Origin of the sequence: Rhodococcus sp. NKCM2511 (assembly GCF_014905595.1) — a bacterium.
Lineage (GTDB): Bacteria > Actinomycetota > Actinomycetes > Mycobacteriales > Mycobacteriaceae > Rhodococcoides > Rhodococcoides fascians.
Genome location: NZ_BNHJ02000004.1, coordinates 281,577 through 300,593, shown reverse-complemented (window position 1 = coordinate 300,593; position 19,017 = coordinate 281,577). Strand labels below are relative to the sequence as shown.

At 65.8% G+C, this 19,017-nt stretch carries 19 protein-coding genes; 9 read left to right on the top strand and 10 right to left on the bottom strand.

What is annotated here, in order from left to right; translation table 11 throughout:
* Positions 1-103 precede the first annotated feature (103 nt).
* The gene (locus JLZ96_RS23480) at positions 104-2,455 is read right to left on the bottom strand and encodes a penicillin-binding protein (protein ID WP_027494501.1); all 2,352 of its coding nucleotides are present in this window, start codon (positions 2,453-2,455) and stop codon (positions 104-106) included.
* Between the two features lie 293 nt (positions 2,456-2,748).
* Between JLZ96_RS23480 and JLZ96_RS23475 the strand changes: the two genes are divergently transcribed.
* The gene (locus tag JLZ96_RS23475; RefSeq protein ID WP_008712729.1) at positions 2,749-3,072 is read left to right on the top strand and encodes a WhiB family transcriptional regulator; all 324 of its coding nucleotides are present in this window, start codon (positions 2,749-2,751) and stop codon (positions 3,070-3,072) included.
* A gap of 20 nt (positions 3,073-3,092) precedes the next feature.
* On the opposite strand, the gene JLZ96_RS23470 is transcribed toward JLZ96_RS23475, so the two are convergent.
* Both JLZ96_RS23470 and JLZ96_RS23465 read right to left on the bottom strand, forming a co-directional pair.
* Positions 3,093-4,223 carry an ArsA family ATPase gene (locus JLZ96_RS23470; RefSeq protein WP_027494500.1) on the bottom strand — a complete coding sequence of 377 codons (1,131 nt, stop codon included), beginning with the start codon at positions 4,221-4,223 and terminating at the stop codon, positions 3,093-3,095.
* Positions 4,220-5,227, bottom strand: coding sequence for an ArsA-related P-loop ATPase (locus tag JLZ96_RS23465; RefSeq protein ID WP_201011385.1), 1,008 nt, complete (start codon positions 5,225-5,227; stop codon positions 4,220-4,222). Before JLZ96_RS23465 ends, JLZ96_RS23470 begins: the two co-directional genes overlap by 4 nt.
* Positions 5,228-5,332: 105 nt before the next feature.
* Here JLZ96_RS23465 and JLZ96_RS23460 point away from each other — a divergent pair, with 105 nt between their 5' ends.
* Both JLZ96_RS23460 and JLZ96_RS23455 read left to right on the top strand, forming a co-directional pair.
* A complete protein-coding gene (locus JLZ96_RS23460) occupies positions 5,333-5,500 on the top strand; it encodes a DUF4177 domain-containing protein (protein ID WP_072691993.1) in 168 nt (55 codons plus the stop codon).
* Between the two features lie 4 nt (positions 5,501-5,504).
* On the top strand, positions 5,505-5,963 hold the full coding sequence (locus JLZ96_RS23455) for a RidA family protein (RefSeq protein ID WP_027494498.1): 459 nt from the start codon (positions 5,505-5,507) through the stop codon (positions 5,961-5,963).
* On the opposite strand, the gene JLZ96_RS23450 is transcribed toward JLZ96_RS23455, so the two are convergent.
* Positions 5,944-7,332, bottom strand: a complete 1,389-nt coding sequence (locus JLZ96_RS23450; RefSeq protein ID WP_236254222.1) for a wax ester/triacylglycerol synthase domain-containing protein — start codon at positions 7,330-7,332, stop codon at positions 5,944-5,946. The two genes, JLZ96_RS23455 and JLZ96_RS23450, sit on opposite strands and share 20 nt — an antisense overlap.
* Before the next feature lie 13 nt (positions 7,333-7,345).
* Positions 7,346-8,206 carry a Gfo/Idh/MocA family protein gene (locus tag JLZ96_RS23445; RefSeq protein WP_032392777.1) on the bottom strand — a complete coding sequence of 287 codons (861 nt, stop codon included), beginning with the start codon at positions 8,204-8,206 and terminating at the stop codon, positions 7,346-7,348.
* A gap of 71 nt (positions 8,207-8,277) precedes the next feature.
* Between JLZ96_RS23445 and JLZ96_RS23440 the strand changes: the two genes are divergently transcribed.
* Positions 8,278-9,069, top strand: coding sequence for an MBL fold metallo-hydrolase (locus JLZ96_RS23440; protein ID WP_032392776.1), 792 nt, complete (start codon positions 8,278-8,280; stop codon positions 9,067-9,069).
* Here the strand turns inward: JLZ96_RS23440 and JLZ96_RS23435 are convergent, their stop codons facing one another.
* Entirely contained in the window at positions 9,070-9,744 is a 675-nt protein-coding gene (locus tag JLZ96_RS23435) for a Crp/Fnr family transcriptional regulator (RefSeq protein WP_027494494.1), read from the bottom strand.
* Positions 9,745-9,999: 255 nt separating this feature from the next.
* Positions 10,000-10,269, bottom strand: a complete 270-nt coding sequence (locus JLZ96_RS23430) for a hypothetical protein (RefSeq protein WP_032364550.1) — start codon at positions 10,267-10,269, stop codon at positions 10,000-10,002.
* Positions 10,270-10,442: 173 nt separating this feature from the next.
* On the opposite strand from JLZ96_RS23430, the gene nth reads away from it, so the two are divergent.
* The 4 genes from nth to marP are packed head-to-tail and all read left to right on the top strand — an operon-like array spanning position 10,443 to position 13,685.
* The gene (nth, locus tag JLZ96_RS23425; protein WP_205912677.1) at positions 10,443-11,129 is read left to right on the top strand and encodes an endonuclease III; all 687 of its coding nucleotides are present in this window, start codon (positions 10,443-10,445) and stop codon (positions 11,127-11,129) included.
* A 50-nt stretch (positions 11,130-11,179) separates the two neighbouring features.
* On the top strand, positions 11,180-11,788 hold the full coding sequence (locus JLZ96_RS23420; protein ID WP_201011400.1) for a TlpA disulfide reductase family protein: 609 nt from the start codon (positions 11,180-11,182) through the stop codon (positions 11,786-11,788).
* 23 nt (positions 11,789-11,811) lie between these two features.
* The gene (locus JLZ96_RS23415; protein WP_032386606.1) at positions 11,812-12,498 is read left to right on the top strand and encodes a CoA pyrophosphatase; all 687 of its coding nucleotides are present in this window, start codon (positions 11,812-11,814) and stop codon (positions 12,496-12,498) included.
* Positions 12,495-13,685, top strand: a complete 1,191-nt coding sequence (gene marP, locus JLZ96_RS23410; RefSeq protein WP_094662478.1) for an acid resistance serine protease MarP — start codon at positions 12,495-12,497, stop codon at positions 13,683-13,685. Before JLZ96_RS23415 ends, marP begins: the two co-directional genes overlap by 4 nt.
* Before the next feature lie 10 nt (positions 13,686-13,695).
* On the opposite strand, the gene JLZ96_RS23405 is transcribed toward marP, so the two are convergent.
* Together JLZ96_RS23405 and JLZ96_RS23400 are read right to left on the bottom strand one after the other, a co-directional pair.
* Entirely contained in the window at positions 13,696-14,628 is a 933-nt protein-coding gene (locus tag JLZ96_RS23405) for an alpha/beta fold hydrolase (protein WP_201011383.1), read from the bottom strand.
* A 24-nt stretch (positions 14,629-14,652) separates the two neighbouring features.
* Positions 14,653-15,147 carry a phage holin family protein gene (locus JLZ96_RS23400; RefSeq protein ID WP_027494487.1) on the bottom strand — a complete coding sequence of 165 codons (495 nt, stop codon included), beginning with the start codon at positions 15,145-15,147 and terminating at the stop codon, positions 14,653-14,655.
* 267 nt (positions 15,148-15,414) lie between these two features.
* Here JLZ96_RS23400 and JLZ96_RS23395 point away from each other — a divergent pair, with 267 nt between their 5' ends.
* On the top strand, positions 15,415-16,785 hold the full coding sequence (locus JLZ96_RS23395) for an MFS transporter (RefSeq protein WP_027494486.1): 1,371 nt from the start codon (positions 15,415-15,417) through the stop codon (positions 16,783-16,785).
* 64 nt (positions 16,786-16,849) lie between these two features.
* Here the strand turns inward: JLZ96_RS23395 and acs are convergent, their stop codons facing one another.
* The gene (gene acs / locus JLZ96_RS23390) at positions 16,850-18,793 is read right to left on the bottom strand and encodes an acetate--CoA ligase (protein WP_201011382.1); all 1,944 of its coding nucleotides are present in this window, start codon (positions 18,791-18,793) and stop codon (positions 16,850-16,852) included.
* Positions 18,794-19,017 lie beyond the last annotated feature (224 nt).

Below are 19,017 nucleotides of genomic sequence, written 5' to 3'. Positions count from 1 at the left end.
GGTGAACCATCGCAAACATCCCTAATGATCAGGCACGTTGCAACCACCGCTCGAATCCGCCCGTAGCCCACTACGAAGTTCCACTCACATGTGGCGAAGCCGCTCAGCGAGGAGCCGTGAGCCCGGGGATTGCCGGTATCTGGATACCCGGCGGCAGGTCCGGTATCTGGATACCCGGCGGCAGGGCAGGGGCCGGAGCCGGTGCCGGGCGAACCGATCCGTCACTGACGTAGATCGTGATGTTCGATCCGGGAACCGCACTGCCCGACGGTGACGTCGACACCACGGTTCCGCGCGCAGCCTGATCGGCCGTCGTCACCGCTGTCACCTGGAAGCCCGCACCCTGCAGCGTGGACGTCGCGGACGACTGGCTCTGGCCGGTGACGTCGGGTACCTGTCCGTTGGCCGAGCCGCGGACGTACTTCTGATCGACCGGTGGAAGTTGGACGGGCCCGAAGTTGGTGGCGATCGGGCTCATCGCGTCGAACCAGGTTCTCGCGGGTTCGTTACCGCCGTACAGGTTTCCCGAACCGCAGGGCCGAAGCGGGAACGAGCAGATCTCGCTGGGCGTCGGTGAGTCGCCGTAGGTGTACACGGCGGCGGCGTAATTGTTGGTGAACCCGAGGAAGCCCGAGGATCGGTTCGACTCGGTGGTACCGGTCTTGCCGGACATCGGCAGGTTCCAGCCGGCCGAGGCAGCGGCGGACGCGGACGTGCCACCTGCCTGGTCGTCCTTGCTCATAGCGTTGGCGAGGGTGTTCGCCAGACCGGGTTCGACGACCTGCTCGCAGGCCTGGTGAGCGACGGGAACGGGCTTGCCGTCGCGGTCGAAGATCGAGTCGATCGGGGTCGGCGGGCACCATTTGCCACCCGAAGCCAAGGTCGCGGCCACGTTGGAGAGCTCCAGCGGGTTAACCCAGGTGGGTCCGAGGGTGAACGACCCGAGGTTCTGACTCTTCTGGAAATCGGCCATCGACTGCTCGGCACCCGAGGAACCCGGGTCGGTGTACGAGCGCAGGCCGAGACGGACGGCCATGTCGACCGTCGGCGTGACGCCGACGGACTCGATCAGCTTGACGAAGGCAGTATTGGGGGACTGAGCCAGCGCGTCGGTGATCGACAGCGCGGGTGGGTAGTTGCCCGCGTTCTCCACGCAGTAGGTGGAGGCCGGGCAGTTCCGAGCACCACCGTCGCCGACGCCCTTGACCTCCACGCGCTTGGGGACCTGCAGCGTTGCGCTGGTGCCCAGTCCGCGTTCCATGGCGGCGGCCGTGGTGAAGATCTTGAAAATGGAGCCGGCTCCGTTGCCCACGAGGGAGTGCGGTTGTGGCTGCACGGTCTCGTCGGCGTCGGCGTTGAGGCCGTAGGTGCGGCTGCTGCCCATCGCCAGGACGCGGTGCTGGTCCTGGCCCGGGGCGACGACGTTCATCACCGTCGCCACGCCGTCGAGCGAGGGGCTGGTGTTGCTGACCAGCGCGGCCTTGGTGGAGTTCTGGACCGCGGGGTCGAGCGTCGTGCGGATGAGGTACCCACCCTTGTCTATTTGCTCCTGGCTGATTCCGGCCTGAGCGAGGTACTGCAACGCGTAGTCGCAGAAGAATCCCCGGTCTCCTGCGGCGATACAGCCGCGGGGCAGGGTCTGGGGGACCGGCAGCACGCCGAGGGGCTCGGCCTTGAGTGCGGTGAGCTCGGCCGCACGCTCGGGGAGGTTCTGGATCATCGTGTCGAGCACGGTGTTCCTGCGCTCGATCACACCCTCTTCGTTGGTGTACGGGTTGAGGGCCGAGCTGGACTGGACCATGCCGGCGAGCATCGCGGCCTGGACGGCGCTGAGCTGGCTGGCATCGATGCCGAAGTACGTCTGAGCCGCGTCCTGGATGCCGAACGAGGCATTACCGAACGGCACCAGGTTGAGGTAGCGGGTGAGGATCTCGTCCTTGGTCAGTTCCTTGTCGAGCGTCAACGCCATCCGGATCTCGCGGATCTTGCGGGCGGGCGTCGTCTCGATGGCGGCGCGTCGCTCGGCGTCGGTCTTCGCCACGACCAGTAGCTGATAGTTCTTCACGTACTGCTGGTCGATGGTCGATGCACCCTGCTGGACCTGGCCGCTGGTGGTGTTGGTCAGGAACGCGCGCAGTGTGCCCTGCCAGTCGACGCCCTGGTGCTCGGCGAAGCGCCGGTCCTCGATGGAGACGATGGCCAGCTTCATCTCGTTGGAGATCTTGTCGCTCGGTACCTCGAAGCGGCGCTGCTCGTACAGCCACGCGATCGGGTTGCCGTTGACGTCGGTCATCGTCGAAACAGCAGGTACGGCACCCTCGACCAACTCGGCCGAGACGTTGTCGACGGTATCGGCGGCGCGGTTGGACGCGAACCCGAACCCACCGGCCAAGGGGAACATCACGCCGGCGAGCAATGCACCGGCGAGTGCTGAACATCCGGCGAGCTTCGCCACGGTTTTTCCAACTGACACAGAGCACAGCGTACGTGTGCCTCGTTCGGATCGGCAGTGCCCCGCATGCGTTGTGCGCTGCGCCCCTGCTCGGGACGCCCGTACCAGAAATGTGACCTCACCGTCTTGCATTCGGGGCCGGGTTTACCTAAATTATGAGCACAGTGTGATTCGCATAACACTTGATAATGAATGTGGGGCAGCTCCTAGAATTTGTGCTTCGACACCGAGGTACAAACTGCTCGGAGCCTCCAGGACGCCCAGTGAGGGCGACCGAGACGTAAAGGGGATCCGCCATGCACACGACAACCGCGCCGACGCGACTCGATGTAGAGGAAGCAGAAGCACGTATCGCTTGGGTGTCACACGCTCGGTGCAAGGGCACGGATCCGGACCAGCTGTTCGTCCGGGGTGCAGCGCAGCGCAAGGCCGCGACCATCTGCCGGCACTGCCCGGTTCTGATGCAGTGCGGTGCGGATGCGCTCGACAACCGCGTCGAGTTCGGTGTGTGGGGTGGCATGACGGAGCGTCAGCGCAGGGCACTGCTCAAGCAGCACCCCGAGGTCGACTCCTGGTCCGAATTCTTCGAGACCCAGCGTCAGCAGCAGGCGGCGATCTGACCGCCTGCCGGTACGGCCGATCAGCCTCTGCGGGTCAGCTGGTCGGCCACCGCGCGTAGTGCGGCGAGGTCGGAGACCTCGAACGGCAGGGACGGAACACCGACGATGGGCACGCGGGGGTGCGCGCCGGTGAAGCGTTTGAGCAACCGCACCTCGCGCGCCGCGGTCACCGCGCGTTGAGCGTGGATACGCAGCACCGCAGCAGTCAGTTCGGCACCGGGGTCGTCGATCCGGTCCAGGAGATCGGCGGCAGTGGCGGCGTGATCGGCCTGCACCGACGACAGCGTCGGATGCGTCCGGTTCACCACCAGTCCGGCCAGCGGCATGTTCTCGGCGGAGAGTCGCTCGACGAAGAACGCGGCCTCGCGCAATGCGTCGGGCTCGGCAGCGGCGACGACGAGGAAACTGGTGCCGTCCTCGCGCAGCAGTTGGTATGTGCGCGTGGCGCGTTCGCGGAAACCGCCGAACATCGAATCCAGCGATTGCACGAAAGCTGAAGCGTCGGAGAGCATTTGGCTGCCGATGACGGTCGAGACGCCGCGCATCGCCAGGCTCATCGCGCTGGTGACGACACGGGTGATGCCTCGTCCGGGAGCGGTCAGCAGCCGGATGAAACGCCCGTCGAGAAACGACCCGAGCCGTTGCGGAGCGTCGAGGAAATCCAACGCATTGCGCGACGGCGGAGTGTCCACCACGATCAGATCCCACGACGCGTCGAGGGACAGCTGGCCCAGCTTCTCCATCGCCATGTACTCCTGCGTGCCCGAAAAGGACGACGCCACAGTCTGATAGAACGGGTTGGCCAGAACCTGCGCCGCCTTTTCCGGCGTCGAATGTTCGATGACCATCTCGTCGAACGTGCGCCGCATGTTCAGCATCATCGCGTGCAGTTCGCCCTTGGCGTCGGCACCCAATTTTACCGGCTGCGGGCTGTTGTCGAGGTCGCCGAGCCCGAGGGCCTGGGCCAGCCGGCGAGCCGGATCGATGGTCAGCACGACGACACGCCTGCCCTGTTCGGCGGCACGCAGAGCCATCGCCGCTGCGGTGGTGGTCTTCCCGACACCGCCTGCGCCGCAGACCACGACGATTCGTGACGCGGGGTCGGTGAGGATGCGGTCGACGTCGAGTTCGGTTGCTGCTGGTCGAGTCATCGGACACCCTGTTCTGCGAGCGTGGCGGCGAGCTCGTACAAGCCGCCGAGGTCGACGCCGTCGGCCAACATCGGCAGCGTCATGCGTGCGACGTCGAGCTCGTCGAGTTGTGTTGCGCTCTCCACCTGAGCGGACAGCGTCGACGCGTGCTCGATGGATTCGGTCAGGAGACCCGCGAAGTCGGCCTCGGACAACGTGATTCCGGTCTTGGCCAGGCCATCCTGAATTGCGAGGGCGTCGATCTCGCCCTCGGCGATGGGTTCGAGGGAGTCGGCAGGCAGGTACGTCGGCTCGGTGCGGTTGACGATCACCGTGCCCAGGCGGAGGTCGGCTGCTTCGAGCTCTCGTACCGCATCTGCCGTCTCCTGCACCGGCAATGCTTCGAGCAGGGTGACCAGGTGCACGACGGTGTCCGACGAATGCAGCAACCGCACCACGCCCTCGCTCTGCGAGCGGACCGGGCCGCCCTTGGCCAGGTCGGCCATGGCCTTGGTGACGTCGAGGAAGTTTCCGATGCGGCCGGTGGGCGGCGAGTCGACGACCACCTCGTCGTACGCGCGGTTGCCCTTCTTGTCGGTGCGCACCACGCACTCCTTGACCTTGCCGGTCAGCAGTACGTCACGCAGGCCGGGCGCGATGGTCGTCGCGAACTCGATGGCACCGATCTTGCGCATCGCGCGGCCGGCGAAACCGAGGTTGTAGAACATGTCGAGATACTCGAGGAACGCGGTCTCGATGTCGATCGCCAGCGCGTAGACCTCGCCGCCGCCGTCCGCCGAGGCGACGCGGGTCTCCACCGGCGGGAGCTGCGGCACGTCGAACAGCTGCGCGATGCCCTGCCTGCCCTCGACCTCCACCAACAACACTCGCCGGCCACCCGCGGCCAGCGTCAACGCCAGCGCGGCAGCGACCGTCGACTTACCGGTACCGCCCTTGCCGGACACGAAATGCAGCCGCGCGGCATCCGCCTTCGCCGGCCATCCCTCTTGCTTCGATGTACCCACGCCTCGACCATATAGAGACGCGATGCCGGTCGTCCGATAGAACCGATAATCACCCGATCGCAGTGACGCACCCCTCGTACTCCGGTGGGCGATAGGCTTCGAGTCATGAGCGAAAAGATCATCTGGGAGTACTTCACCGCACCGGTGCTGATTCACGCCACCAAGCAGATTCTCGACAACTACGGCTCCGAGGGCTGGGAGCTCGTGACGATCATGGCGGGACCGAACGGCGGCGACACACTGGTCGCGTACTTCAAGCGTCCGAAGGGCTGACGCCGTGGCGAACTGGAGCGAACGCCTCTCCGAGCTGGGCATCGAGCTGCCCGACGTCGTTCCGCCGCTGGCCGCGTACGTCCCCGCCGTACAGGTGGGTTCGCTCGTCTACACCTCCGGTCAACTGCCGATCGTGGACGGAAACCTGACCTCCGTCGGCAAGGTGGGTGCCGACGTGTCGGCCGAGGACGCCACGGCAGCTGCGCGGATCTGTGCGTTGAACGCGCTGGCCGCGGTGCATGCGCTGGTCGGTATCGATTCGGTCGCACGCGTGATCAAGGCCGTCGGCTTCGTCGCTTCCGCGGAGGGCTTCACCGGTCAGCCCGGTGTCGTCAACGGAGCCTCGAACGTCATCGGCGAGATTTTCGGTGACGCAGGCAAGCACGCCCGCTCGGCCGTGGGTGTCGCCGAACTGCCCCTCGGCGCATCGGTGGAAGTGGAGCTCATCGTCGAACTGCAGTAGTCGACGTCCCATGAAGTGCACCGCAGGTCTCGTCGACTGCGGAACGCAGCAGGTCGGCGTACACGGCGTGATCGGGGACCGTCGTCGGGCAGGCCGTCACACAGACGGTGACGACGTCCCCGTATCCGTACACGGCGTGGGTGATGCTGCAGCCCGGGCTCAGCGATGCGACCCCCGCGCACAGGGTTGCCCGGCTCGACCCCAACTCGAGGTCCAGACCGGTTCGATTGACGCTCGTCACCACGGTATGGCTGGTGACACGCTCGGGCGTACCGCTGCGAGGCGCGACGAGCCGGGCGCGGCGACCGAAGCCGAGCAGTAGAGCGGCGGGGTAGAGCTCGGCCGACCGGGTGGCGTCGATGTGGCGGCGATCGTTCACGCGTTCACGCTGCAGGTTGAGCGCGTGCGCCACTGCCGATGCTCGGTCGGGCACGTCGGTGAGTTCGGGATGCAGATCGACGGCAGCCGGGACGGTTCGGTTGACGGCAGGCCAGGCCGCCGACGTCTCGATCGCGGTGGGCACTGTGGCGCGGATGCGGGTGCCGACCCTCTCTCCGTGCGCCGCGAGATACGTCGACAACGCCGCTCCGACGGCGGTGAGTGCGGTAGCCGTGACGGTGGCCGGCCCGCCTGTCCACTGCGACTTCGGGAACTGCAGGACGTGCACCGCTCTCGTTTCGTCGGGATGGGCGTTGACGCGCGTGGGTTCGACCGGTGCGGGGGCAACCAGCTCCCCGGTCCGCACGGCGTCGAGATACGTCTGCTGTGCTCGCCCCATCCGCCGCTGCGACCGCGCCCAGCGGTAGGGCAGGAGCGCCGTCGCAACGACCGCATCTCGCACGCGACGTGGACGAGAGACGGCAGGGTCGTCGGGGAACGTGACGTTGTCGGTCGGCTCGTCCGGTCCGAAGAGAGCTCGAACGATGCGGGTACCGACCGACCCGTCGGACAATGCGTGGCTGACCTGAACGATCACGACGGTGGCCGCACCGCGGATACCGTCGACGCCCGACAGGCCCCGGCCGACGTGCACGGTCCATGCCCGCGTCGTAGCATCGACCGGAACGCACGCGCGTTCGGCCAGAAACGAATTCAGTGTGTGACGACCGTCGGAGAGATCGTGGTCGACCACGTGGTCACGAGGCGGCGTCGGGTCCCTGATCCATCGGGGGTACTCCAACAGACCTACCGCATCGCCGATGCGAATCTGCAGTCTCGGAACGAATCGAGCGCGTCTCTCGACGTGGGCCACGACGTCGTCGAACGTCGGTGGCTCGTGGTCCCCCGAGTCGAAGACGAACGTCGTGTACTGGTCCAACGAGCGATGCGGGGCCGAGGTGTAGTGGAACATCGCATCTTTGACGTCCATGGTGGTCACACGATCAGGGTGCCCACTCCCGCGCCCGATCAATCACCCTCTGCAAGTGCAGTCCTCGGTGTACCGAGCATTCGTGGTCGACACCCGATTCCACCGACTCGAGGAACTCGTCCAGCAGTACGGCGTAACAGTCGGTCGACGACGTGGATCGGTCGGTGAAGGTGTCGACTCCGGCGGGTCCGGACAGCTCGATCCGCATGAGCGACGGCATGACCGGTGTCCGCAGCGACAATTGGACGGTGCTCCGCGCGCCGCCCTCGTGTTCGAGTAGAACGGTCCAACTGTCCGACGCCACGTCGCGGTGCGAGTAGGCAACGCGCGCAATGGTTCCCAGTGCCGCGTCGAGGAGATCGAAGACGTGTGGCCCGATGTCGAGGATCGCCCCGTCGTCGTGTCGCCACTGTGATTCCGAGTACGCCCCGCCGAGAGTGGCGCCGGAGAACCAGGTTCCGGAGCCGGCTGCCCAGGGGCGGCCCGCTGTCGAGGCGAGGAATTGCCTTGTCTCCGGGGCGAATCGGAGTGTCAGAGTCACCATCGAACGAACTTCGGCGGTGGTGACGGCCTCGGCCAATTCCTCGGCCTCTGCCACGGTGGCGGCAATGGGCTTGTCCAGCAACACATGCTTGCCTGCTCGCGCGGCGCGGAGGGCGAACCCGGCTTGCACAGCCGGTGGAACCGCGAACGCCACCGCGTCGACGGCATCGAGCAGGGCGTCGAAGGACTCGTAGACGGGTGCACCCAACTCGGCCGCAGCGTCCGGTCTGCGGGCCCACACTCCGGTGAAGTTCACTTCCGGATGAGCGAGCAGCGAGGGGGCCTGAGTCTTGCGAGCCCAGGGGCCGGCACCGACGAGTCCGATCTTCATATGCGTCGACGTTAGTCGTCGGCACCGGTCCTGTTCCACCTCGAGAACAGTGGGCGTCCTACAGTGTTTCAATGGCCGACTCGAACTTGACGCATCCCGCCTACGGACTGGTCCGGCACGTGACGCCCACGGCGTCGGTTCTGCTCGCGGAGAACCCGGGCAAGATGACGCTCGACGGAACGAACACGTGGATTCTGCGGGCACCGGGTTCCGAGGAGTGCATCGTCGTCGACCCGGGGCCGAAGGACAAGGCCCATCTCGACGCCGTCGCCGCGTCGGGCACGGTGGTGCTGACGCTGGTGACCCATCGCCATGCCGATCACACGGCGGGGTTGAAGCGGTTTCACCGTAAGACAGGGGCACCGGTGCGGGCGGTGGGGGAGAAGTTTCTGCACGGTGGCGGCGAGCGGTTGGCCGACGGCGAGGTCATCGATGCGGCGGGTCTACGGATCCGGGTGCTTCACACGCCCGGTCACACGGCGGATTCGGTGAGCTTCGTGCTCGACGACGCGGTCCTGACGGGAGATACGATCCTCGGCCGCGGCACCACGGTGCTCGACCCGAAGGACGGCTCGCTCGCGGATTATCTGAATTCGCTCGATCGACTCGAGGCCGCCGGTGCGGGCAAGACGGTGTTGCCGGGGCACGGGGCCGATCTACCGGACACCGCCGAGGTGGCGCGACTGTATCGCGCTCACCGTCGGCAGCGGCTGGATCAGGTGCGGGCGGCGTTGGCCGAGATCGGAGACGACGCCAAACCGATGCAGGTGGTGCGCCACGTCTACTCGGACGTGGACAAGAAGTTGTGGCCGGCTGCGCGGATGTCGGTCAAGACGCAGCTGGCCTACCTCAGGGAGAACTAGCTAGCGAGCTCGGCGAGCCAGGCGCTCGGAGTCCGAGATCAGTACGGACTTGCCCTCGAGGCGCAGCCATCCGCGGTGTGCGAAGTCGGCCAGTGCCTTGTTGACGGTCTCGCGCGACGCTCCGACGAGCTGAGCGATCTCTTCCTGCGTCAGGTCGTGGGTGACGCGCAGCGATCCCGCTTCCTGGGTGCCGAAGCGCTGGGCGAGCTGCAGCAGCGCCTTGGCCACGCGTCCGGGGACGTCGGTGAAGATGAGGTCGGCCAGGTTGTTGTTGGTGCGACGCAACCGGCGAGCCAGGACGCGCAGCAGCTGCTCGGCGATCTCGGGGCGCTGATCGATCCAGTCCTTGAGGGCCGCACGGTCCATGCTGACTGCGCGCACCTCGGTGACCGTGGTGGCCGAGGACGTGCGAGGGCCGGGGTCGAAGATGGAGAGCTCGCCGAACATGTCCGACGGTCCCATGATCGTCAGCAAGTTCTCGCGGCCGTCGGGGGAGCGTCGCCCGAGCTTGATCTTGCCGGAAACGATGATGTAGAGCCGGTCTCCGGGCTCACCCTCGTTGAACACCACGTGTCCCCGGGGGAAATCGACAGGCTGCAGCTGCTTCGTCAGTGCCGCAACCGCAGAGGGTTCGACTCCTTGGAAGATGCCGGCCCGTGCCAGGACGTCGTCCACTTGCGCTCCTTTTGGGATGTCGGTGATGCGGTGACCCGCACCCCCGAAGGCGTCTGTACACACTCGTCTCACCACCGAATCGCGCTGCGATTCAGGCGTCGATGCCGATGCAATGTTCAAACACAACAATTACCTCAGGGGAGTCTACTTCGACTCGGCCGAAACCGAGTGATCGACGCCACCACAGGTTGCCAGAGGAACGGTACGTCTGTTCGCGTTCACCGTAAATTCATCCGAATGCGGACAAATGGGTGCTCAACTGGCCCGTTGGTCGACCATGCCGTCGCGCGTGTCGATCGTGCGCGGAGGAGTCTGGTGACGCTTGCGGGAGTTGAACCGAGCCAGGGCGTGGGGGAAGCCCTCGTTCGCCAGTGTGGCGACCTCGGACTTGCTCGCCTGATCGAGGAATTCCTCTACTTCGTGCTCCCGGACGCCGAGCTTGCTGAGCCGGAACTCGACGCGCTCCATCGCGAGTGCGAAGAGCATGAGTAGTACCGGAAAGAGCACCACGGCGAGTCCTTGCATACCGGCCAGTTAACACCGAAAAGGTCTCGATACAAACACAGCTCGGCGCGCTCGCGTAGTTCGTTACGCATTCTTGTCCGTACAGTTGTGGCGTGGAATCGACAGCCCCGAAACGCCCCGACGTGCGCAAACGCGAGGAGACGCGACTCGGCCTCGTGCGGCGGGCCCGGCGGATGAACCGAACGCTCGGGGTCGCGTTTCCGCACGTCTACTGCGAACTCGACTTCACCACGCCCCTCGAACTCGCCGTCGCGACCATCCTCTCGGCGCAGTGCACCGACAAGCGCGTCAACATGGTGACTCCGGCCCTGTTCGTGAGATACCGCACAGCTCGCGACTACGCCGAAGCCGACCGAACCGAACTCGAAGAGTTCATCCGAACCACCGGCTTCTACCGCAACAAGGCCAACTCGCTGATCGGGCTGGGTCAGAAGTTGCTCGAGAACTTCGACGGCGAAGTCCCCGCATCGTTGAAGGATCTGGTGACGTTGCCCGGCATCGGCCGGAAGACGGCCAACGTCGTGCTCGGCAACGCGTTCGACGTTCCCGGCATCACCGTCGACACCCACTTCGGCCGACTGGTGCGGCGCTGGCAGTGGACCGAAGAAGAGGACCCCGTCAAGGTGGAGCACGCCGTCGGCGCGCTGATCGAGCGGAAAGAGTGGACCGTGCTCTCCCATCGCGTCATCTTCCACGGTCGACGCGTCTGCCACTCCCGCACGCCGGCGTGCGGGGTGTGCGTCCTGGCCAAGGACTGCCCGTCGTTCGGCCTCGGCCCGACCGATCCGGCGACCGCTGCAGCCCTGGTGAGAGGCCCCGAGACCGATCATCTGCTCGCTCTAGCCGGAATCGTGTCGTGAACAAGGCCGCACTCCGCTGGTCTTTGGTCGCGCTCATTCTCGTCGTCGGGATGGTCTATGCCCTCTGGCCACGCAATGAATCTCCGGCAACGCAGCGTGCCGATGGTCCCGGTCTGGGGCAGCAAGGACCGTCGACGGCCGAGCGTCGTGCCGCCGATAGTCCCGAGGCTCTGGCACCGCTGCGGCAGACTGCCGGTCTCGACGCATGTCCGACACCGTCGGGCGCTGCAGCAGGCCCGTTGACGGGCATCACCCTCGAATGCATCGGCGACGGCTCGTCCGTCGACCTCGGCCAGGCTCTGGCCGGGCGACCCGCACTGCTCAACATCTGGGCCTACTGGTGCGGCCCGTGCGCGAAGGAGTTGCCGTACCTGCAGCAATACGCGCAGCGGGCGGGTGATGCAGTCACGGTGTTGACCGTCCACAACGATGCCAACGAGTCCAACGGGCTGACCCGTCTGGCCGAGTACGGCGTCACGCTGCCCGGCGTTCAGGACGGTGCCGGACGCGTCGCCGCGGCGGCGGAAGCGCCGAACGTGTTGCCCGTATCCGTTTTGATATCTGCGGATGGCACTGTCGCCAAGGTGCTGACCGAACCCTTCACAAGCGTCGACGACATCGCCGACGCAGTCCGCGAGAACCTCGGAGTCGCGTCGTGAGCGCACCCGAGTGGCTCGGGCGCATGCTCGACGTCGCCGGCAGCGAAAACGGACTGACCGACACCACCGGCATCAACCCGGTGCTGCAACGGCAGGCTCAGCCGGCCGATCGAACCCGCTCGGCGGCGGTGTTGGTGCTGTTCGGTGGTCCGGCTGCCGCCGATCCGACCGCGCCCGGTGGGCTACCCGCCGAGGCCGACGTACTGCTGACCCAGCGGGCGTCGACCTTGCGCGACCACAGTGGGCAGATCGCCTTCCCCGGCGGTGCCACCGACCCGGGTGACGACGGGCCCATCGGAACGGCGCTGCGCGAGGCCCAGGAAGAGACCGGTCTCGACCCGGCCGGCGTCGTACCGCTCGCGACGATGCCCGGCATCTACGTGCCGCCGTCCCGATTCGACGTGGTTCCCGTGCTCTCGTACTGGCAGAGTCCAACCCCGGTCCGCGTCGTCGACGCCGGCGAAACCGAGCGCGTGGTGCGAGTTCCCCTGCGCGAGTTGCTCGATCCGGCCAACCGATTCCAGGTGCGTCACCCCGCCGGCTACCAGGGCCCGGCCTTCTCGGTGCAGGGAATGCTGGTGTGGGGATTCACGGGCGGTATTCTGGCGGGCCTGCTCGCTGTGTCGGGCTGGGAGTCCGAATGGGACACGGGGGATATACGCGATCTGGAGGCCAGCTTGACTGCGGTAGGAGCGAGGCTCGATCGGTGACGGGTTCAGGGTGGGTCGATATCGCGGTGCTCGCCGTCGCGCTGCTGGCGGCGACGTCGGGATGGCGACAGGGGGCGGTGGCGTCGGCGCTGGCGTTTCTGGGAGTCGTTCTGGGTGCCGTCGCCGGGATTCTGGTGGCACCGCACGTGCTCGAACACGTCGACGGATCACGCACGAGGGTGTTCGTCGGTATCGCGTTGATCGTGGTGTTGGTGATCGTCGGTGAGGTGGCCGGCATGGTTCTGGGTCGTGCGTTGCGCAGCGGAATACATTCGCGCTCAGCCAGATCCGTGGACAGCACGATCGGGGCAGGTCTGCAGGCCGCGGCCGTGCTCGCTGCCGCATGGTTGCTCGCCATTCCGCTGACGTCCTCGTCGCAGCCCGAGGTGGCCAGTGCCGTGCGTGGCTCGACGGTCCTGGGCAAGGTCGACGAGGTGGCACCCGAGTGGCTGCGTCAGGTGCCCAAGGAATTTTCGGCGCTGCTCGACACGTCCGGGCTGCCGGACGTCATCGGTCCGTTCGGACGCACTCCGGTCGCCGAGGTCGCTGCTCCCGACTCCGGGATCGCCGCAGGCCCCGTCCCGGTGGCGTTGCAGGCGAGCGTCATCAAGATCAACGGAATTGCCCCGAGTTGCCAGAAGGCGCTCGAGGGTTCGGGTTTCGTCGTCGGGCCGGATCTGGTGATGACCAACGCCCACGTGGTGGCCGGTACCTCCGAGGTGACCGTCGATTCTCCGGACGGCCCTCTCGACGCCGACGTCGTCCTGTTCGATCCCGAAGAAGATGTTGCAGTGCTTCGAGTTTCGCAGCTGCAGGCTCCGGTGTTGCCGTTCGCGCCGAACCCGGCCGAATCCGGATCCGACGCCATCGTGTTGGGCTACCCGGGCGGCGGTCCGTACACGGCGAGCCCAGCGCGCATTCGCGAGATCATCAACCTCAGCGGACCGGACATCTACCGCACCGGAACTGTTCAACGTGAGGTCTACACAGTTCGCGGATCGGTGCGGCAGGGCAATTCCGGTGGGCCACTGGTCAATTCGAACGGTGAGGTACTCGGTGTGGTGTTCGGTGCTGCCGTCGACGACCCCGATACCGGATTCGTCTTGACCGCAACCGAGATCTCGGACGAGCTCGCCCGCAGCTTCGATGCGCCGGTCAGTGTGGGGACCGGCGACTGCATCGTCTGACGGCGGGACGTCAGCTCTCGAGCGCTACGCGCAGGATTTCCTCGGACACGACGTCGGGGGCTTCCTGGTGCACGTAGTGCCCGACGTCCCGCACCGTTCGACGGGTCAGCCCCGGTGCCCAGTGCCGATCGCGATCGAGGGTGGTGGGGAGGACGTACGGATCGAGGTCACCGCTGATCTGCGCGACGGGGATCGAGGTCTTCACGTCGACGGCGTCCATGAATCGTCGGCCCTCGGCGCGGAACTGGCTACGGAACGCCCAGCGCTGATATTCGAGTGCGCTGTGCGCGGCCCCAGGAATTCGGATGGCCGAGCGCATCTTGCCTGCGGTATCGGAGAAATCGTCGGTGCGCTGCCATTGCGACCCGGCGCGGCTGCGCATCAATTCTTCCACTGCCGCGCCCCCTCGCCGGGTGAGCAGCTTCTCGGGGCGCAGCGGAACTTGATACCGAATGAAGTGCGGCAGCAGAGCACCGCGCTGTTCGGAATCCTTCAGCACGGCGCGGCGCAACGAGATCGGGTGCGGTGCATTGATCAGGACCATCGAGCGGACCATTCGCGGATGCAGAGCCGAACTCGCCCAGCACACCAGGCCGCCGTCGGCATGACCGACGAACGTCGCGTGCGGGTACCCCAGCGCACGAACGAGACCGACGATGTCGCCGGCCAGGGTCCATCCGTCGTAGCCACGTGGGGGCTTGTCGGAGTCGCCGTAGCCGCGGAGGTCGACTGCGACCGCTCGCACTCCGGAACTCGCGAGCGCGTCGAGCTGGTGATGCCAGGAGTACCAGAAGTCGGCGAAGCCGTGCAGCAGCACCACGAGCGGGGCGTCGGGAGCATGCTCGCCGACCTCCACGGTGTGGAACCGGATTCCATTGGCATGGATGTCGCGATGGATCCACTGTCCCGGGTAACGGACCGTGGACGGATCGGGATGATTCATACTGCTCGACTCGCCGGGCGTCGTCTACTTCTTGTAGCCGGGGATTCCGGGAATGCTGTCGTGCTGGTTGGGCAGCACGGTCGACGCCTGCTTCAGGGAGTCGATGGTCTTCTCGGGCTTGCGCAGTTTCTTGACCCTGCGGTAGCCGAGGAACCCGAACAGGCCGGCAACCAGCACCATGAACACGAAGACGATGAGGAACGAGGCCCATCGGTAGAGCCACACGTCGAGGAGTTCGGCGGCGAAGAAGAAGAAGAAGAACGAGCTGAACAGCAGCACCGTCAGCGCGACGATGAAGAAGACGCTGCCCTGCAGACCCTTCTTGACCTCGCCGGTGACCTCGGCCTTGGCGAGGGCCACCTCGGCACGCACCAGCGTCGAGACCTGAGTCGTGGCGTCCTTGACGAGGTTTCCGATGCTCGCGCTACCGGGTGTGCGGGCATCGACATCGGTGAGAGGTATCGACGAAATCGTGTTCGGGACGCCGTTGCCGTATCCCTTGTCATTGCTGACGCTCAACTCTCGACCCCTTGTAATCGCTGTGCTCGGTATTGCGGTGATCGCTCTGCTCGGTGTTGCGGAAGATCGTATCGACAGTAGTGCCTAAGTAGCAGATTATCTGTCCCGCGGCGGCCGAGCGACGCTCGGCCCGTCTTCGGTTACCTCTCCGCCCGTCGCGACAAACACGGGAATGTTGCACGAATCGGCAACGAACGGCCCGGGGGCGTGAAATTCTCAGGTGTTCATCAGGTAATTTTCAGGGAACTTTCCCCTTCAGGAGCACTCGTGAGTTCACCCCACGCCGTCACGGACGACGGCGCAATTCCCGCACCTCAGGTGCCTCGGTCCCGAATCGTCATCGCCTCGATGGTCGGTACGTCCATCGAGTTCTTCGACTTCTATATCTATGCAACGGCCGCAGTACTCGTCTTCCCCCGCCTGTTCTTCCCCGCAGGCAACGACACGACCGCGCTGCTGGCGTCGTTCGCGACGTTCGGTTTGGCGTTCGTCGCGCGACCCATCGGCTCGATTCTGTTCGGCCACTTCGGTGATCGCATCGGACGCAAGGCCACCCTCGTCGGGTCCCTGCTGACGATGGGTGTCGCGACGTTCGCGATCGGGCTCCTGCCGACCTACGCCGCGGCGGGTCTGTGGGCACCGGCTCTGTTGGCGCTGATGCGCTTCACTCAGGGCGTCGGCCTCGGCGGTGAATGGAGTGGTGCGGCGTTGCTGGCCACCGAAACCGCGAAGCCGGGCAAGCGAGCCTGGGCGGCGATGTACCCGCAGCTGGGTGCGCCGATCGGCTTCTTCTTCGCCAACGGCATCTTCCTGCTCATCGTCATCGCGACCGGCTACGACTCCGCGAACTCCGGCACCGACCATGCGTTCCTCACGTGGGGCTGGCGCATCCCGTTCCTGCTCAGCGCGATCATGGTGATCATCGGCCTGTACGTCCGTCTCAAGCTCGAGGAGACGCCGGTGTTCAAGCTGGCGGTCGAGCGCGGCCAGAAGGTCAAGACCCCGTTGGCCCAGGTGTTCAAGACGAGCTGGCGTCAACTGATCATCGGTACGTTCGTCATGCTCGCCACCTACACGCTTTTCTACATCATGACGACGTGGGTGGTCAGTTACGGAACAGGCAAGGTGGCCGACGTCAACGGGCCCAAGCTCGCGATTCCGTACACGGACTTCCTGGAGCTCCAGCTCATCGCGGTGCTGTTCTTCGCGGCGCTGATCCCGGTCGCCGGGCTGCTCGCCGACAAGTACGGCCGCCGCCCCACGCTCATCGTCATCACCGCGGCGATCGTGCTGTTCGGTCTGTCGTTCCACTGGTTCGCCGACCCGTCGTCCGCGTCGGCAGGCAAGATGCTGGTGTTCATGTGCGTCGGCCTGGGACTGATGGGCCTGACGTTCGGGCCCATGAGTGCCGTTCTGCCCGAACTCTTTCCGACGAACGTGCGCTACACGGGCTCGGGAATTTCGTACAACACCGCGTCGATCCTCGGTGCCGCAGTGGCTCCGTTCATCGCAACCTGGCTGGTGAGTTCCTACGGCGTCGGCTGGGTGGGCGTCTATCTCGCCATCGCCGCTGCGCTGACCCTGATCTCGCTGATCATCATGAAGGAAACGCGAGACCAGTCGCTCGACAGCGTCTGAGCGGCTGCGCCGCATGTGAGTGGAACCTCGTAGTGGGCTACGAGGTTCCACTCACATGGGAGCGCTAGCGACCCTTCTTGATCGCCTCGAACACCTTCGGGTCGACGAGGGTGGAGACGTCACCGAGTTCGCGGCCCTCGGCCACGTCACGGAGCAGGCGGCGCATGATCTTGCCGGACCTGGTCTTCGGCAACTCCGGCACGATGGAGATTTCCCGTGGCCGGGCGATCGGCGAGATCTCCTTGGAGACCTGAGCTTTGAGTTCGGCGATCAATGCGTCGCCGGTGTTCTCCTCGCCGCCGCGCAGGATGACGAACGCGACGATGCCCTGACCGGTGGTCTCGTCGGCGGCACCGACGACGGCAGCCTCGGCGACACTGTGATGACTCACCAATGCCGACTCCACTTCCGACGTGGAGATGCGGTGGCCCGAGACGTTCATGACGTCGTCGACGCGGCCGAGGACCCACAGGGCGCCGTCCTCGTCGTACTTGGCACCGTCACCGGCGAAGTACCAGCCTTCTTCGGCGTAGCGGGACCAGTAGGTGTCCTTGTAGCGGTCCATGTCGCCCCAGATCCCGCGGAGCATCGCCGGCCACGGCTCGGACAGAACGAGGTATCCGTTACCGCCGTTGCCCAGTGCCTTGGCGTCGTCGTCGACGATCTTGGCCGAGATACCGGGCAGCGGAGTCATGGCCGAGCCGGGCTTGGTGGCGGTGACGCCGGGGAGCGGGGAGATCATGATCGCGCCGGTCTCGGTCTGCCACCAGGTGTCGACGATCGGGGCGCTGCCGCCGCCGACGACGTCGCGGAACCAGCGCCACGCCTCTGGGTTGATGGGCTCGCCGACGGACCCGAGCAGGCGGATCGAGGACAGATCGTGTGCCTCGGGAATCTCCTTGCCCCACTTCATGAATGTACGAACGAGGGTGGGGGAGGTGTAGTAGATCGACACCTTGTACTTCTCGATGACGTTCCAGTGCCGGTGCTCGTCGGGCGAATTGGGGGTGCCCTCGTAGACCACCTGGGTGGCGCGGTTGGAGAGCGGTCCGTAGACGATGTAGGAGTGCCCGGTGACCCAGCCGATGTCGGCGGTGCACCAGTAGACGTCCGTGCCGGCCTTGTGGTCGAAGACGTTGTGGTGGGTGTACGAGGTCTGCGTCAGGTAGCCGCCGGAGGTGTGGATGATGCCCTTGGGCTTACCCGTCGTACCCGAGGTGTAGAGGATGAACAGGGGGTGCTCGGCCGGGAACGGCTGCGCCTCATGCTCTTTCGACGCTTTCGCGACGGTCTCGTGCCACCACAGGTCGCGTCCCTCGGTCCAGGCGACGTCGGAGTCGGTGCGCTTGACGACCAGAACGTTCCGGATGGAGGCGGCTCCGTCCACGGCTTCGTCGACGGTGTCCTTGATGGGGGCGGGTTTGCCGCGTCGCCACTGGCCGTCGGTGGTGATGACGAGTTTGGCTTCGGCGTCGTCGATGCGCGAGCGCAGTGCCGTGGCCGAGAACCCGGCGAAGACGACCGAGTGGGTCAGACCGAGGCGTGCACAGGCGAGGATCGAGACGATGGCCTCGGGGATCATCGGCATGTAGATCGCGACGCGGTCACCGGAGACGAGCCCGAGCTCGGTCAAGGTGTTGGCCGCCTGGCTGACGTCGGCGAGCAGATCGGAGTAGGTGATGTCGCGGCTGTCGCCGGGTTCACCTTCCCAGTGGATGGCGACCTGGTCGCCGTGGCCGTCGAGGACGTGGCGGTCGACGCAGTTGTAGGCGACGTTGAGCTCGCCGTCGGCGAACCATTTCGCGACGGGGGCGTCGGACCAGTCGAGTACCTCGGTGAACGGGGTGTGCCAGTGCAGCCGGCGGGCCTGCTCCGCCCAGAACGCGAGCCGGTCCTTCTCCGCGGCGGCGTACAGATCTGCCTGAGCGTTCGCCTGCGCCGCGAACTCGGCCGAGGGTGCGTAGGAGGCAACCGCGGTCTCGTCGCTGCCGGAGGTACTGGTCGTCATCTCGAATAGCTCTCTTTCGTCCGATGCTTTTCGCCCATGAAACGGCACTCACTAGCCGGTCTCGAGCCCCTAGTGAGGGTAGTCACATGTGATGGCGATCGCACCGTTGCAATCGGCTGCAACCCCTTGATCTGCGGTGATCGGTTGTTTCCGCACGATGGACGGTCATCGCCGTCGTCGACGGGAGGCTGTCTCGGCGGCTATGCCCGCACTGTGAGAAATCG